Below are 12816 nucleotides of genomic sequence, written 5' to 3'. Positions count from 1 at the left end.
TGGCCCCTTAGCTCAGAGGTTAGAGCAAGCGACTCATAATCGCTAGGTCGCTGGTTCAAATCCAGCAGGGGTCACTACTCTTTCTTACTCCCCTTCAATATTAATAGCAGTGATATTAAATCCCCCATCTACATGAATAATTTCTCCGGTAATTCCAGAAGAAAGATCGGAACAAAGAAATGCCGCTACATTACCTATCTCTTCTAGGGAGATTGAACGTCTGAGGGGTGTACTCTCTTTATAATAAGATAACATTTTTTTAAAATTTTTTATTCCAGATGCGGCTACAGTACGAATAGGTCCTGCAGATATCGCATTAACACGAATGCCTTTTCTCCCCATAGAGTAAGCAAGATATCGAGTATTTGCTTCTAAAGCGGCTTTTGCAGTTCCCATAACATTATAATATGGAATAGCGCGTTCGGATCCTAAGTAAGTTAAAGTTACTAAAGAAGCATTTTCCACTAACATGTTTCTGCTTATTTTTGCCATAGCAACGAAAGAATAAGCACTAATATCATGTGTCATAGCGTAATCCTGTCTATTGACAACGTCTATAAAATCACCTTGTAACTGAGATGGAGGAGAATAGGCTATTGCATGTATGAACCCATCGAAATTCTCCCAAGTAGCAGATAATTTCACAAAAAATGTTTCAATACTCTTATCATCGGATACATCACATGGTAAGACAATATTAGATTCAAATTCGGTAGATAATTTTTCTATTCTTTCTTTTAGTCTATTATTTTGATAACTAAAAGCTAGAGAAGCACCTTCTCGATACATTACTTTAGCAATACCATATGCAATTGAATGATTGCTAGCTATGCCAGTAATGACAATTCTTTTTCCAGATAGAAATCCCATAAATATTTTATCCTTATTAGCTAATAGAATAGATAGGAATTAAATTATATAAAATTTGATTAAATTGGAAGAGATAATTAAAAATTTAACAGGAAGAATTTTAATTCTGTTAGTTTGTTATTGATATATTTGTTCTATTAGAATAGAGTGCTTGGTTGTATTTAGTGATGTTTTTGACTTAAGGAGGATAATAAAGATGAAAATGAGTAGATATCTATCTACATTCTTTCTCACTCTATTATTTATGAGTGCGGGTGCCGCGGAAGGATATTCTTCCGAAAGGAAGAGTTTCAATCTATATGGAAAATTCAATGGAATTCATTATTTATCTAAAAACATAAAACAGAATGGATCTCATTCTGGATTTATTCGTGGTATACAATGTGAAACTATTTTGACGAATCAAATTTCTAGTTTTGCTTCTTGGGCAGTTGAAACTCCAGTCCTATATGAAGGAAAATTTCAAAATCAAAAAGATGTGACCTTATTAAGTTTCGCTGGATTAAAATTTGGTCATTATGGACGTATTGATTATGGTCATAATCGAGGAGTCTTAGATGATGTAGGGATATTTACTGATGTCATGCCTGCTTTGGGTGGTAAAAGCTTTTTAACGGATTATTACCTTGGTCGTACTACTAATACTCATGTTTTCACCTATCGAAATATCGATTTTTTTGGATTAGTCAAAGGTTTAAATTTCGCTTTACAATTTCAAGGTAAAGAATCAGGAGAAAATATATATAATACGAATACGATTAAAAGATATAATGGGAATGAATATGGATTCTCGACTTCTTATGAAGTCAAAGAGGGAGTTACTCTTTCCGCTGCATTTACGCAAAATAAACAAAGAATTCAACCAAAATTTAATACTGTGCATCGTGATCGAATAGGTTATGCTAAAGCTTATTCATTAGGAGTGAAATATGATTACCATGATTTATATTTTGCGGCTATTTATAGTCAAAATAATGGTATGATCCCACTGGGTGGGTTATGTCAGGAAGAGGATATTTTTTCCTTTAATAATCGTGAAAAAGCAAGTAATATTGAATGTGTATTACAGTATCAAATGGAAGGGTTTCGTCCATCTATAGGATATCTACAATCTATTATTCATAATGGTCTACATAGACATCATAAACTAGTAAAATGTATAGTCATAGGTACCCATTATACACTTAATAAAAATATATCTGCATTTGTAGACTATCGTATTGGATTAATGGATCGTAATAAGTATAGTGCGCGAATTGCTGAGTCAGCTTATCTTCCCGATAAGAATAACATTTTCGCCTTAGGATTCACTTATACTTTTTAAGTAATTGGTTTTCTATTGCTGTCTTCTTTTCCATATACATACTTTATTGTTATATTGGATCATATCCAGATACCGTTTATGCATTGTTTCTTCATCTACAGATGCATAGATAATTTTTAATGCCGTTTTTTCTTGACGTCGTATCTTTTTCCTTTTTTGTAAAGATTGGGCTTCCTTCTCGTTTAAGATAAAATTCAGAGAAGTTTGCCCGCCAGTCATATGTAAAAAAACATTAGCTAAAATTTTAGCATCAATTAGCGCTCCATGCAAAGAGCGCTTTTTATTATCAATTAAATAACGATCACATAATGCATCTAAATTATTTCTTTTTCCTGGAAAAATTTTACGTGCTAATTTTAAACTATCTATTACTTTACAAAAAGTATTAACTTTTGCAATATTTCTTTTGAGTAAAAAAAACTCTTGATCTATGAAACCAATATCAAAAGAGGCATTGTGAACAATTAGTTCACTTCCATATATGAAAGAAAAAAAATTATCCGCGATTTGAGAAAAATGCGGTTTATTTGATAAAAAATTATCGCTAATACCATGTATATTAAAAGCTTCAGGATCAATCGGTCTATCGGGTTTTAGATAAGTATGAAAAAATTGACCGGTTAATCCACGATTCACTATCTCCACTGCACCTATCTCAATAATTCTATGACCTTCATAGGGAAGACCTAATTTATTTATACCAGTAGTTTCAGTATCTAAAACAACTTGTCTTGTAGTATTATTTTTCATATATTGCAAAGAAAGAGAGTTATGAAATTTCATTCATATTTTATATTAAAATGTGCCATAAACAAATAGAAATTTTTACAGATGGTTCATGTTCTAATAATCCTGGTCCAGGAGGATATGGGATTATATTACGATATAATAAATATGAAAAAGAAATTAGTGCAGGTTATCGATTAACTACTAATAATCGTATGGAATTAATGGCTACTATTATTGCATTAGAAAATTTAAAAAAACCTTGTAATGTTATTATTACTACAGACAGTCAATATGTACATTTAGGTATTACTCAATGGATACAAATTTGGAAAAAGCATCATTGGAAGAAAAAAAATAGCAATATAGTAAAAAATGCCGATTTATGGTACCGATTAGATCAAGCTTCTTTACCCCACGTGCTATACTGGAGATGGATAAAAAGTCATACTGGTCATATTGAAAATGAACGTTGTGATAAACTTGCTCGTATGGCTACAATTCATCAGCCATATTTAGAAGATATGGAATATCAGAAGAGTGTTTTATAATGAACATTGTAAAAATTCCGGCTTTAAAAGATAATTATATCTGGATATTATATAATAAAGGGAAAGGTTTAGTAATTGATCCAGGTGATGCTTCTCCGGTATTCTATATTTTAGATAAATTACATCTTACTCTTATTGGGATTTTATTGACTCATTACCATACTGATCATGTAGGAGGGATAGATAGACTTAAAAAAGCATTTCCTGATATACCCGTTTATGGATCTTATGAAACGAGGCATACAGGAGCGACTAGAATAGTACAAGATGGAAATATTATAAGAATAATGGACCACTCTTTTAAAGTTATGCATTTACCCGGACATACGTTAGGACATATTGGATTCTTTTGTGATAAAGAAAAATGGTTATTTTGTGGAGACACCTTATTTACGGCGGGTTGTGGTAAAATATTAGAAGGTACACCTCAAACAATGTATAACTCCATTATAAAAATTAATAGTCTTCCATTAGATACTTTAATATGTAGTTCACATGAATACACATTACAGAATCTTAAATTTGCACGTACTCTTCTTCCAGAAGATAATATCCTGTTATCTTTTGAGAAAAAAGTTAAAAAAATATTAAATCATAGTAAAATTTTGCCTACAACAAAATTATTCTTGGAAAGAAAGATTAATGTATTTTTAAGATGCAATGATATAGAAATATATAAAAAAATAGGAATAAATTATACCAACATTATTCAACCTATTCACATTTTTACTCATTTAAGAAAAATGAAAGACACTTTCGTAATTTTTTTATTTACTTACTCTATCTTTATTTTTTAAAGAAGGCTTTTTTTCTGATTCGAGATATTGATTTCTATCTAGTAATTCTATATAAGCCATTGGAGCTCTATCACCCAATCTAAAACCACATTTAAGAATACGTGTATAACCTCCTGGTCTCAATAAAAAACGTTGTCCTATTGTCATGATTTTGGTAACTATCTCGTTATTACGGAGCTTGGAAAATATCAGACGACGACCTGCAACGCTATTATTATTTTTTGCTAGAGTAATTAATGGTTCAATCAGTCTACGAAGCACTTTCGCCTTTGGCAAAGTTGTCTTAATTATTTCATATCTTACTAACGAACACATCATATTTCTAAACATAGCACGATTGTGACTACTCTTACGATTCAAACGACAAGTATTTTTACGATGACGCACAACTTTCCTTCTATTTTAAAAATTATGAATATTAATCCGATATAAAATCTATCGGAGGCCAATTTTCCAATTTTGTTCCAAGAGACAAACCATGAGCCGCTAATACATCTTTAATTTCGGTAAGAGATTTTTTACCAAGATTGGGTGTTTTTAATAATTCAACTTCTGTGCGTTGTACTAAATCACCGATATATTTAATCGACTCTGTTTTTAAACAATTAGCAGAACGTACCGTTAATTCTAAATCATCAACTGGACGTAATAAAATAGGATCAAAAGCAGGTTTTTCTTCTTTATTAACTTCAGTTTGTCGAATATCACGTAAGTCTACAAAAGCTTCTAGCTGTTCAGATAAAATCGTTGCTGCACGGCGTATTGCCTCTTCAGGATAAAGAGTACCATTGGTTTCTATATCTATTACTAATTTATCTAAATCGGTACGTTGTTCAACACGTGCTGCTTCAACATTATAGGCAATACGTTCTATTGGACTATAACATGCATCAACTAAAAGACAACCAATTTTTCTTTCATCATTTTCTACATGTATTCTAGAAGAGGCGGGAACATAACCACATCCACGTTGTATACGAAGTTTCATATTAATAATAGCATTTTCGCTTGTTAAATGACAAATTAAATGATCCGGATTAATAATTTCAACATCATTATCATGTTTAATATCAGATGCTGTAACAGGACCAATTCCTTCTTTTTTTAAGGTTAATACAATATCATCTTTTCCATGAACTTTCACTGCTAGTTCTTTTAAATTTAATAAAATCTCTACAATATCTTCTTTTACTCCTGATTTTGTACTGTATTCATGTAATATACCCTCTATTTCCACTTCTGTTACCGCAAAACCTGGCATAGAAGAAAGTAAAATGCGACGTAATGCATTTCCAAGAGTATGACCAAATCCCCTCTCTAAAGGTTCTAGCGTTACTTTCGCTTGTGTTATGCCTATCTGTTGAATATCTACTATTTTTGGTTTGAGAAATTTTATCGAACCTTGCATCCCCTTTCTCCATCTTTTAGAACTTTCTTTTATTTTGAATAAAGTTCAACGACTAGATGTTCATTAAAGTCCGCAGATAAATCTGTACGATTTGGTAATCGTTTAAATATTCCTTCCATCTTTTTTTTATCAACTTCAATCCAAGGTAATTTTTCACGCTGCTCAGTAGCGACTTCTAAAGCAGTAAGAATACGATTTTGATTTTTTGATTTCTCTCTCACACTAATGATATCATTCGGATAAACCTGATAAGAAGCAATATTCACTGATTTTCCATTTACCATAATTGCATTATGATTAACTAATTGACGTGATTCCGCACGTGTTATACCAAAACCCATACGATAAACAACATTATCTAAACGACTTTCTAATATTTTTAATAAATTTTCTCCTGTATTGCCTTTAATACGTGATGCTTTTTTATAATAATTACGAAATTGACGCTCTAATATACCATAAGTACGACGTATTTTTTGTTTTTCACGAAGTTGAATACCGTAATCAGATAAACGATTTTTATGGGCGCCATGCTGACCGGGTAGTTTCTCAAATTTACATTTGGTATCAATTGCACGAATTCCAGATTTTAATAAAAGATCTACACCCTCACGGCGACTAAGTTTAAGTTTAGCAGCTAAATATTTGGCCATTATTCATATTCCAAGTCAAATTAACTATTACACTCGACGTCTTTTAGGAGGTCGACATCCATTATGAGGAATAGGAGTTGCATCACTAATATTTGTAATACGAAACCCAACAGCATTTAAAGCACGAATAGCAGATTCACGACCTGGTCCAGGTCCTTTAACTATTACTTCTAAGCTTTTTACACCATAATCCTTTACTATTTCTGCACAACGCTCAACGGCTACTTGTGCTGCGAAAGGAGTAGATTTACGAGAACCACGAAATCCCGATCCACCAGATGTTGCCCATCCTAAAGCATTTCCCTGTCTATCTGTAATAGTAATGACCGTATTATTAAAAGAGGCATGAATATGCGCTATCCCATCTGTCACTTGTTTACGTATACGTTTACGTGGACGAACAAGTACCTTAGCAATCATAATGATATTTCCTTATTTTTTTATTGGATTCCGTGGACCTTTACGGGTTCGAGCATTCGTTTTAGTTCTTTGACCCCGTACGGGTAGACCTCGGCGATGACGTAAACCTCTATATGTACCAATATCCATTAATCTTTTAATTTCCATGGTAACCTTACGACGAAGTTCACCTTCAATAATAAATTTAGAAACGGCATTACGCAATATATCTAATTGATTGTCCGATAAATCACTAATTTTCACATTTAGTGGAATATTATTAGATTGACAAATATTACGTGATCGAGATTTACCGATACCATATATCAAAGTCAAAGCAATCACTACTCTTTTCTTATCTGGAATATTAATGCCAGCTATACGAGCCAATATTCACTCCTTCCTACATTTCATTTTTTGGTGTTATGTTCAAAATTATTTATTTATACGGTAGGCATTTTATAATAGTTAAAAATAATCTGCAAGATATATTACTTTAACCCTGTCGTTGTTTATGTTTCGGTATTTTACAAATTACCCGAATCACTCCCTTACGTTTAATAATTTTACAATCACGACAAAATTTTTTTACAGAAGCACGGACTTTCATAAAGTTATCCATTAATATAATTTTTTAACTTCTTAATTTAGCTTTCTTTAAGATAGAATCATATTGATTCGACATAATTAGAGTTTGTATTTGAGCTATAAAATCTATAATTACAACAACGACAATTAATAATGATGTGCCACCGAAATAAAATGGTACACTTACGACATCACGCATAAATTCTGGAAATAAGCAAATAAAGGTTATATAAATTGCACCTACTAATGTTAAGCGTACCATAATTTTTTCAATATATTTTGCTGTTTGCTCCCCTGGACGCATACCAGGTAAAAAAGCACCCGATTTTTTCAAATTTTCTGCCGTTTCTCTAGGATTAAAAACTAATGAAGTGTAGAAAAAGCAAAAAAATATAATCGCTATACCATATATTATAATATAACATAATTTACCTGGTTGTAGATATAGTGAACACTGTTTTAACCAATTCCAACCTATTCCGCCACCAAACCAAGAAGATAAGGTTGCAGGAAGTAAAATAATACTTGAAGCAAAAATTGCTGGAATGGCACCAGACATATTTACTTTAAGAGGTAAATGTGAATTATGTAAAGACGTGTGCATACGACGTCCATGATAACGTCTAGCATAATGTATCGTAATACGTCTTTGACCCTTTTCAACAAATACCACAAAAAACGTTACGGCAAATAATACAATCATAATTAATAATAAGATAACAAAATGAATGTCACCTTGTCGAGCTTGTTCTATCGTATGAATAATAGCCGTAGGTAACCCCGCAATAATTCCAATAAAAATAATAAGCGAAATACCGTTACTTATCCCTTTTTCAGTAATTTGTTCCCCTAACCACATTAAAAACATGGTTCCACATACTAAGCTAATTACAGCAACACAATAAAACGAAAAACAAGGATGAAGTACTAAATGTTGCATACCAGATATATGGGGTAATCCAATAGCTATACCTGTAGATTGGAGTGTTCCCAAAATTAAGGTTCCATAACGAGTATACTGATTAATTTTTTTTCTTCCAAACTCCCCTTCCTTTTTTATTTCGGATAATGTGGGATGAACAACAGAAAGTAATTGAACAATAATAGAAGAAGATATATAAGGCATGATGCCTAAAGTAAAAATTGATGCACGACTAAGTGCACCACCAGAAAAAATATTAAATATCTCTATTATAGTCCCCTTTTGTTGTTCAATTACTTTATCAAGCACTGATGTATCAATGCCAGGAATTGGAATAAATGAACCCATACGAAATATTATAATGGCTATGATAACAAACAAAATTCTCGGTTTTAATTCACTCATCCCCTTCAATATAGAATCTTGAAAATTTAATCCGAACTTTCGCTTCTCCATGTTAATAATTATTCCTCAATACTTCCACCTACGTTTTTAATCATTTGAAGAGCACCTTTACTTACACGTAGATCTTTACTTATATGTATAGGAGAGTGTAAAGTACCAGATAATATAATTTTAACAAATTTGATATTTTTATTAATCAATGATGCTAATTTTAAAGATCTTAAATTTATATTCTCTAATTGAGAAAGATCAGATAAACGAACTTCCTTACTTAATAGTGATTTACGTGATCTAAATCCAAATTTGGGTAAACGTCGATATAAGGGCATTTGTCCTCCTTCAAATCCTCTACGTACTCCACCTCCAGAGCGAGCATTATGACCTTTATGACCTCTTCCTCCTGTTTTACCCCATCCTGAACCTATACCTCTTCCAATACGTTTAGATTTTTTTTTGGATCCAAAAGATGAAGTAAGAGTATTTAAATACATATTATTCTTTCTCCACTTTTAGCATATAATTAACTAAATCAATATTTCCACGTACTGAATCAACATCAGATCTTTTCACCGTATGTCCAATATGACGTAAACCTAATGCTCGTATTGCCGCTTTATGTTTTGGTAAACAACCTATAGTACTACGTATTTGAGTAATTTTAATATTTTTAATTGTCATAGGATTCTAATCCAAATATTTCTTTTATAGATTTATTTCTTTTAGAAGCAATTAAGTCCGGATATCTTATTTTATCTAGAGCATTCATTGTGGCCCGCACTATATTTATCGGATTTGTTGAACCATAAGCTTTGGCTAAAACATTATGTATCCCTGCTACCTCTAAAATAGCACGCATTGCACCACCAGCAATAATTCCCGTACCTTCAGAAGCTGGTTTCATAAAAACTTTAGAACCAGTATAGAATCCTTCAATGGTATGTTGAATAGTTCCACGCTTTAGTACAATATTTTTCATACTACGACGAGCTTTCTCCATTGCTTTTTGTATCGCTGCTGGTACCTCTTTAGCTTTGCCATAGCCAAAACCTACACAACCATTACCATTTCCAACAACCGTAAGTGCAGTAAAACTAAAAATCCTTCCTCCTTTTACCGTCTTAGATACACGATTAACAGATACCAATTTTTCTCTTAATTCCCCTTTTTCAAAATGTTGTACCATTGTTTGAAATGCCTCTATTAAAAAAATAATCCATGTTTTCTAGCAGAATCGGCTAAAACCTTAACTCTACCATGATATTTAAATCCAGATCGATCAAATGATATATTTGTAATATTTTTTTGAATKGCACGTATTGCAACCATTTTTCCAACAAGAGCCGCTGCTTCTTTATTTCCTGTATAATTTAATTTTTCTTTTATTGCTTTTTCTAATGTCGAAGCTGATACTAAAACCTGTATTTTATTATTTGATAATGTGATTATTTGAGAATAAATGTGCCGTGAAGTACGATAAACTACTAAACGTATAGCATTTAATTGACGAAGCTTCGCTCGTGCTCGAGATGCTCGACGAAGACGAAGGAATTTTTTATTCATTATAATAATCTTTCCTTATGATAATAATCTTTCCTTATGAAGTTATTTCTTTTTGGCTTCTTTAATCTTTATTATTTCATCAATATAACGTATACCTTTTCCTTTATAAGGATCGGGAGTACGATACGAACGTAAATCTGCAGCAACTTGTCCCAATAGTGTTTTATCTATCCCATTTAAAATAATTTCATTTTGATTAGGACATGATACCTGAATACTCGATGGAACTTTGTAATGAATAGCATGTGAGAAACCGAGAGATAAAGTGATCATATGGTTATTTACTACAACACGACATCCTACACCTACTAACTGTAAATGCTTAGTAAAACCATAGGAGACACCTAGTATCATATTATTTAATAACGCTCTTGTAGTACCCGCTAACATCCAATTACGCTTTCCTTCTAATCGCACGGAAAAAGTTAATTGATTATTTATATATTGTACACATACATTTTTATGTATAGTAGAATTTAATGTACCCTTTTTACCTTTAATCAAAATGCTTTGATTATTTATTAATGTAATTTCTACATCTACGGGGACAGTAATGGGAGATTTTGCAATACGAGACATTGCTGATTTCCTCTCTCAATTTATATTAAGAAACATAGCAGAGAACCTCCCCACCGAGACCAATACGACGAGCTGCATGATCCGTCATAATACCCTTAGAAGTGGATATAATAGCAATTCCCATTCCTCCCATCACTTTAGGTAAGAGATGCGCTTTTTTATAAATACGCAATCCAGGTCGACTAATACGAGTAATATTTTCTATGACTGGATTATTACGAAAATATTTTAAATATAACTCTAAAATAGGTTTAATATCGCCGTGTTGTATTTTAAAATCTTCTATAAATCCTTCTTCTTTAAGAACTTGAGCAATAGCTTTTTTAACCTTAGAATAAGGAATAGAAATAATATATTTTTTTGCGGATTGGCTATTTCTTATATGTGTTAACATATCCGCAATAGGATCTTGCATACTCATATTTCTTATATTTCCATTTAATTCAATTTTACCAACTAGCTTTTCTTAATCCGGGTATTTCACCACGCATAGCTGATTCTCTAAATTTAATACGACTTAATCCAAATTTTCTTAATGTAGCATGAGGTCGACCCGTTTGACGACATCGATTGCGTTGACGAGAAGGACTAGAATCACGTGGTAAAGCTTGTAGTTTAAATATTGCATTCCAACGATCTTGACTTGATGTATTTTTATTTAATATAATAGATTTTAGTTGAATCCTTTGACTAAAAAATTTTTTTGCTAATTTTATACGTTTTTTTTCACGTGCTTTCATGGATTGTTTTGCCATGATTTATCCTTAATTAATTTTTTCGAAATGGAAAATGAAAAGCAGATAATAATGCATATCCTTCATCACGACATTTTGCTGTTGTCGTAATACTTATATCCATTCCACGTATCCTATCAATACTATCATAAATAATTTCAGGAAAAATGATTTGTTCACGAATGCCTATATTATAATTTCCATTTATATCAAATGCATCCAATGATAAGCCTCGAAAATCACGTATACGTGGTATAGCAATAATAAGTAATCTTTCTAAAAAATCCCACATACGTTTTTTACGTAAAGTCACTTTACAACCAACTATATAACCTTTACGTATTTTAAATCCTGAAATGGATTGTTTTGCTTTTGTCAATATCGGTTTTTGTCCAGATATTAATGTTAAATCTTTTATAGCTCTCTCTAATGTTTTTTTATCAGAAAACGCATTTCCTATTCCCATATTTAAAGTTATCTTGGAAAATTTTGGTACCTGCATTACGGAGGAATATTTAAATTTATTCATTAAAATATTAATGACTTCATTTTTATAATAATCTTGAAATTTTACCATATTATTTTATTACTTCACCATTAGATTTAAAAATACGTATTTTTTTTCCTGATTGATAAGTAAAACCTACACGATCTCTTTTACCAGTAACACTATTAAAAATAGCAATATTAGAAATTTGTATTGCTTGTTCTTTAGTTATAATTCCTCCTACCTTATTTATAGAAGGATCTGCTTTTTGGTGTTTTTTTACTAAATTAATTCCACTTACTATAGCTTTATTATGAGATATAGATTTAATTCTACCACGCTTACCTTTATCTTTACCAGTTATAACAATAATTTCGTCATCATGATGAAGTTTGGCAGCCATATTGACAATCTCCTACTACTAACTATGTTTTATTATTCTAAATCACTTCTGGAGCAAGTGAGACTATTTTTGTAAATTTTTCGGTCCGTAATTCACGTGTTACTGGTCCAAAAACTCGTGTTCCAATAGGTTGTTCATTATTATTTAATAATACACAAGCGTTACTATCAAAACGGATAGCTGATCCATCTATACGACGGACTCCTTTTTTTGTACGTACAATGACGGCTTTTAAAACATCACCTTGTTTGACTTTTCCTCTTGGTATTGCTTCTTTAACCGCAATTTTAATAATATCACCTATATTGGCATAACGACGACGTGAACCACCAAGAACCTTAATACATAAGACCCTACGTGCCCCAGAATTATCGGCAACATTTAATCTAGTTTGTTCTTGAATCATATTC

At 31.7% G+C, this 12816-nt stretch carries 22 protein-coding genes and 1 tRNA gene; 4 read left to right on the top strand and 19 right to left on the bottom strand.

The window, feature by feature from the left end; genetic code table 11:
* Nucleotide 1 precedes the first annotated feature (1 nt).
* Nucleotides 2-74 (top strand) — tRNA-Ile (locus KEC37_RS02550).
* Nucleotides 75-84: 10 nt separating this feature from the next.
* On the opposite strand, the gene KEC37_RS02545 is transcribed toward KEC37_RS02550, so the two are convergent.
* The gene (locus KEC37_RS02545) at nucleotides 85-870 is read right to left on the bottom strand and encodes an enoyl-ACP reductase FabI (RefSeq protein ID WP_223139554.1); all 786 of its coding nucleotides are present in this window, start codon (nucleotides 868-870) and stop codon (nucleotides 85-87) included.
* Between the two features lie 202 nt (nucleotides 871-1072).
* Between KEC37_RS02545 and KEC37_RS02540 the strand changes: the two genes are divergently transcribed.
* Nucleotides 1073-2194 (top strand): porin, encoded by a 1122-nt coding sequence (locus tag KEC37_RS02540; protein ID WP_223139553.1) that lies wholly within the window; start codon nucleotides 1073-1075, stop codon nucleotides 2192-2194.
* A 12-nt stretch (nucleotides 2195-2206) separates the two neighbouring features.
* Here the strand turns inward: KEC37_RS02540 and dnaQ are convergent, their stop codons facing one another.
* Nucleotides 2207-2944 (bottom strand): DNA polymerase III subunit epsilon, encoded by a 738-nt coding sequence (gene dnaQ, locus KEC37_RS02535; RefSeq protein WP_223139805.1) that lies wholly within the window; start codon nucleotides 2942-2944, stop codon nucleotides 2207-2209.
* A 50-nt stretch (nucleotides 2945-2994) separates the two neighbouring features.
* On the opposite strand from dnaQ, the gene rnhA reads away from it, so the two are divergent.
* Together rnhA and gloB are read left to right on the top strand one after the other, a co-directional pair.
* On the top strand, nucleotides 2995-3471 hold the full coding sequence (gene rnhA, locus KEC37_RS02530; RefSeq protein ID WP_223139552.1) for a ribonuclease HI: 477 nt from the start codon (nucleotides 2995-2997) through the stop codon (nucleotides 3469-3471).
* Complete coding sequence (gloB, locus tag KEC37_RS02525; RefSeq protein WP_223139067.1) at nucleotides 3471-4268, top strand: hydroxyacylglutathione hydrolase; 798 nt, start codon at nucleotides 3471-3473, stop codon at nucleotides 4266-4268. Before rnhA ends, gloB begins: the two co-directional genes overlap by 1 nt.
* On the opposite strand, the gene rplQ is transcribed toward gloB, so the two are convergent.
* The 17 genes from rplQ to rplN form a co-directional block, all read right to left on the bottom strand.
* Nucleotides 4239-4655, bottom strand: coding sequence for a 50S ribosomal protein L17 (gene rplQ, locus KEC37_RS02520; RefSeq protein ID WP_223139551.1), 417 nt, complete (start codon nucleotides 4653-4655; stop codon nucleotides 4239-4241). The two genes, gloB and rplQ, sit on opposite strands and share 30 nt — an antisense overlap.
* Nucleotides 4656-4686: 31 nt before the next feature.
* Complete coding sequence (locus tag KEC37_RS02515; protein ID WP_223139065.1) at nucleotides 4687-5676, bottom strand: DNA-directed RNA polymerase subunit alpha; 990 nt, start codon at nucleotides 5674-5676, stop codon at nucleotides 4687-4689.
* Nucleotides 5677-5705: 29 nt separating this feature from the next.
* Complete coding sequence (rpsD, locus tag KEC37_RS02510) at nucleotides 5706-6329, bottom strand: 30S ribosomal protein S4 (protein WP_223139550.1); 624 nt, start codon at nucleotides 6327-6329, stop codon at nucleotides 5706-5708.
* A gap of 27 nt (nucleotides 6330-6356) precedes the next feature.
* On the bottom strand, nucleotides 6357-6746 hold the full coding sequence (rpsK, locus tag KEC37_RS02505; RefSeq protein ID WP_223138916.1) for a 30S ribosomal protein S11: 390 nt from the start codon (nucleotides 6744-6746) through the stop codon (nucleotides 6357-6359).
* Nucleotides 6747-6761: 15 nt separating this feature from the next.
* The gene (gene rpsM / locus KEC37_RS02500; RefSeq protein WP_223138567.1) at nucleotides 6762-7118 is read right to left on the bottom strand and encodes a 30S ribosomal protein S13; all 357 of its coding nucleotides are present in this window, start codon (nucleotides 7116-7118) and stop codon (nucleotides 6762-6764) included.
* 106 nt (nucleotides 7119-7224) lie between these two features.
* A complete protein-coding gene (gene rpmJ, locus KEC37_RS02495; protein ID WP_223138566.1) occupies nucleotides 7225-7338 on the bottom strand; it encodes a 50S ribosomal protein L36 in 114 nt (37 codons plus the stop codon).
* 24 nt (nucleotides 7339-7362) lie between these two features.
* Nucleotides 7363-8694, bottom strand: a complete 1332-nt coding sequence (gene secY, locus KEC37_RS02490) for a preprotein translocase subunit SecY (RefSeq protein WP_223139549.1) — start codon at nucleotides 8692-8694, stop codon at nucleotides 7363-7365.
* An 8-nt stretch (nucleotides 8695-8702) separates the two neighbouring features.
* Nucleotides 8703-9134 (bottom strand): 50S ribosomal protein L15, encoded by a 432-nt coding sequence (gene rplO, locus KEC37_RS02485; RefSeq protein ID WP_223139548.1) that lies wholly within the window; start codon nucleotides 9132-9134, stop codon nucleotides 8703-8705.
* Between the two features lies 1 nt (nucleotide 9135).
* On the bottom strand, nucleotides 9136-9321 hold the full coding sequence (rpmD, locus tag KEC37_RS02480) for a 50S ribosomal protein L30 (protein ID WP_223138563.1): 186 nt from the start codon (nucleotides 9319-9321) through the stop codon (nucleotides 9136-9138).
* Nucleotides 9311-9826: a 30S ribosomal protein S5 gene (gene rpsE, locus KEC37_RS02475; protein ID WP_223139547.1), complete on the bottom strand. Its 516-nt coding sequence runs from the start codon at nucleotides 9824-9826 to the stop codon at nucleotides 9311-9313. The genes rpmD and rpsE overlap by 11 nt, the downstream gene beginning before the upstream one ends.
* A gap of 17 nt (nucleotides 9827-9843) precedes the next feature.
* On the bottom strand, nucleotides 9844-10203 hold the full coding sequence (gene rplR, locus KEC37_RS02470) for a 50S ribosomal protein L18 (RefSeq protein WP_223139546.1): 360 nt from the start codon (nucleotides 10201-10203) through the stop codon (nucleotides 9844-9846).
* 42 nt (nucleotides 10204-10245) lie between these two features.
* Entirely contained in the window at nucleotides 10246-10782 is a 537-nt protein-coding gene (gene rplF / locus KEC37_RS02465) for a 50S ribosomal protein L6 (RefSeq protein WP_223138560.1), read from the bottom strand.
* Between the two features lie 25 nt (nucleotides 10783-10807).
* Complete coding sequence (rpsH, locus tag KEC37_RS02460; RefSeq protein ID WP_223138559.1) at nucleotides 10808-11203, bottom strand: 30S ribosomal protein S8; 396 nt, start codon at nucleotides 11201-11203, stop codon at nucleotides 10808-10810.
* 28 nt (nucleotides 11204-11231) lie between these two features.
* On the bottom strand, nucleotides 11232-11537 hold the full coding sequence (rpsN, locus tag KEC37_RS02455; protein ID WP_223139059.1) for a 30S ribosomal protein S14: 306 nt from the start codon (nucleotides 11535-11537) through the stop codon (nucleotides 11232-11234).
* A gap of 13 nt (nucleotides 11538-11550) precedes the next feature.
* Nucleotides 11551-12093, bottom strand: a complete 543-nt coding sequence (gene rplE, locus KEC37_RS02450; protein ID WP_223139545.1) for a 50S ribosomal protein L5 — start codon at nucleotides 12091-12093, stop codon at nucleotides 11551-11553.
* Nucleotide 12094: 1 nt separating this feature from the next.
* Nucleotides 12095-12406: a 50S ribosomal protein L24 gene (gene rplX / locus KEC37_RS02445; protein ID WP_223139544.1), complete on the bottom strand. Its 312-nt coding sequence runs from the start codon at nucleotides 12404-12406 to the stop codon at nucleotides 12095-12097.
* 37 nt (nucleotides 12407-12443) lie between these two features.
* On the bottom strand, nucleotides 12444-12812 hold the full coding sequence (gene rplN, locus KEC37_RS02440) for a 50S ribosomal protein L14 (RefSeq protein ID WP_223138555.1): 369 nt from the start codon (nucleotides 12810-12812) through the stop codon (nucleotides 12444-12446).
* Nucleotides 12813-12816 lie beyond the last annotated feature (4 nt).

Origin of the sequence: Candidatus Schneideria nysicola (genome assembly GCF_019923565.1) — a bacterium.
Taxonomy (GTDB): domain Bacteria; phylum Pseudomonadota; class Gammaproteobacteria; order Enterobacterales; family Enterobacteriaceae; genus Schneideria; species Schneideria nysicola.
The sequence above is the reverse complement of the archived record's forward strand: the minus strand, read 5'-3'. Positions and strand labels throughout refer to the sequence as shown.

What these genes read in the sequence shown, in the direction of transcription:
- KEC37_RS02545 (WP_223139554.1), bottom strand. Translation starts at nt 870, where the DNA reads ATGGGATTTCTATCTGGAAAAAGAATTGTCATTACTGGCATAGCTAGC.
- KEC37_RS02540 (WP_223139553.1), top strand. Translation starts at nt 1,073, where the DNA reads ATGAGTAGATATCTATCTACATTCTTTCTCACTCTATTATTTATGAGT.
- dnaQ (WP_223139805.1), bottom strand. Translation starts at nt 2,944, where the DNA reads ATGAAAAATAATACTACAAGACAAGTTGTTTTAGATACTGAAACTACT.
- rnhA (WP_223139552.1), top strand. Translation starts at nt 2,995, where the DNA reads ATGTGCCATAAACAAATAGAAATTTTTACAGATGGTTCATGTTCTAAT.
- gloB (WP_223139067.1), top strand. Translation starts at nt 3,471, where the DNA reads ATGAACATTGTAAAAATTCCGGCTTTAAAAGATAATTATATCTGGATA.
- KEC37_RS02515 (WP_223139065.1), bottom strand. Translation starts at nt 5,676, where the DNA reads ATGCAAGGTTCGATAAAATTTCTCAAACCAAAAATAGTAGATATTCAA.
- rpsD (WP_223139550.1), bottom strand. Translation starts at nt 6,329, where the DNA reads ATGGCCAAATATTTAGCTGCTAAACTTAAACTTAGTCGCCGTGAGGGT.
- rpmJ (WP_223138566.1), bottom strand. Translation starts at nt 7,338, where the DNA reads ATGAAAGTCCGTGCTTCTGTAAAAAAATTTTGTCGTGATTGTAAAATT.
- secY (WP_223139549.1), bottom strand. Translation starts at nt 8,694, where the DNA reads ATGGAGAAGCGAAAGTTCGGATTAAATTTTCAAGATTCTATATTGAAG.
- rplO (WP_223139548.1), bottom strand. Translation starts at nt 9,134, where the DNA reads ATGTATTTAAATACTCTTACTTCATCTTTTGGATCCAAAAAAAAATCT.
- rpmD (WP_223138563.1), bottom strand. Translation starts at nt 9,321, where the DNA reads ATGACAATTAAAAATATTAAAATTACTCAAATACGTAGTACTATAGGT.
- rpsE (WP_223139547.1), bottom strand. Translation starts at nt 9,826, where the DNA reads ATGGTACAACATTTTGAAAAAGGGGAATTAAGAGAAAAATTGGTATCT.
- rplF (WP_223138560.1), bottom strand. Translation starts at nt 10,782, where the DNA reads ATGTCTCGTATTGCAAAATCTCCCATTACTGTCCCCGTAGATGTAGAA.
- rpsH (WP_223138559.1), bottom strand. Translation starts at nt 11,203, where the DNA reads ATGAGTATGCAAGATCCTATTGCGGATATGTTAACACATATAAGAAAT.
- rpsN (WP_223139059.1), bottom strand. Translation starts at nt 11,537, where the DNA reads ATGGCAAAACAATCCATGAAAGCACGTGAAAAAAAACGTATAAAATTA.
- rplE (WP_223139545.1), bottom strand. Translation starts at nt 12,093, where the DNA reads ATGGTAAAATTTCAAGATTATTATAAAAATGAAGTCATTAATATTTTA.
- rplX (WP_223139544.1), bottom strand. Translation starts at nt 12,406, where the DNA reads ATGGCTGCCAAACTTCATCATGATGACGAAATTATTGTTATAACTGGT.
- rplN (WP_223138555.1), bottom strand. Translation starts at nt 12,812, where the DNA reads ATGATTCAAGAACAAACTAGATTAAATGTTGCCGATAATTCTGGGGCA.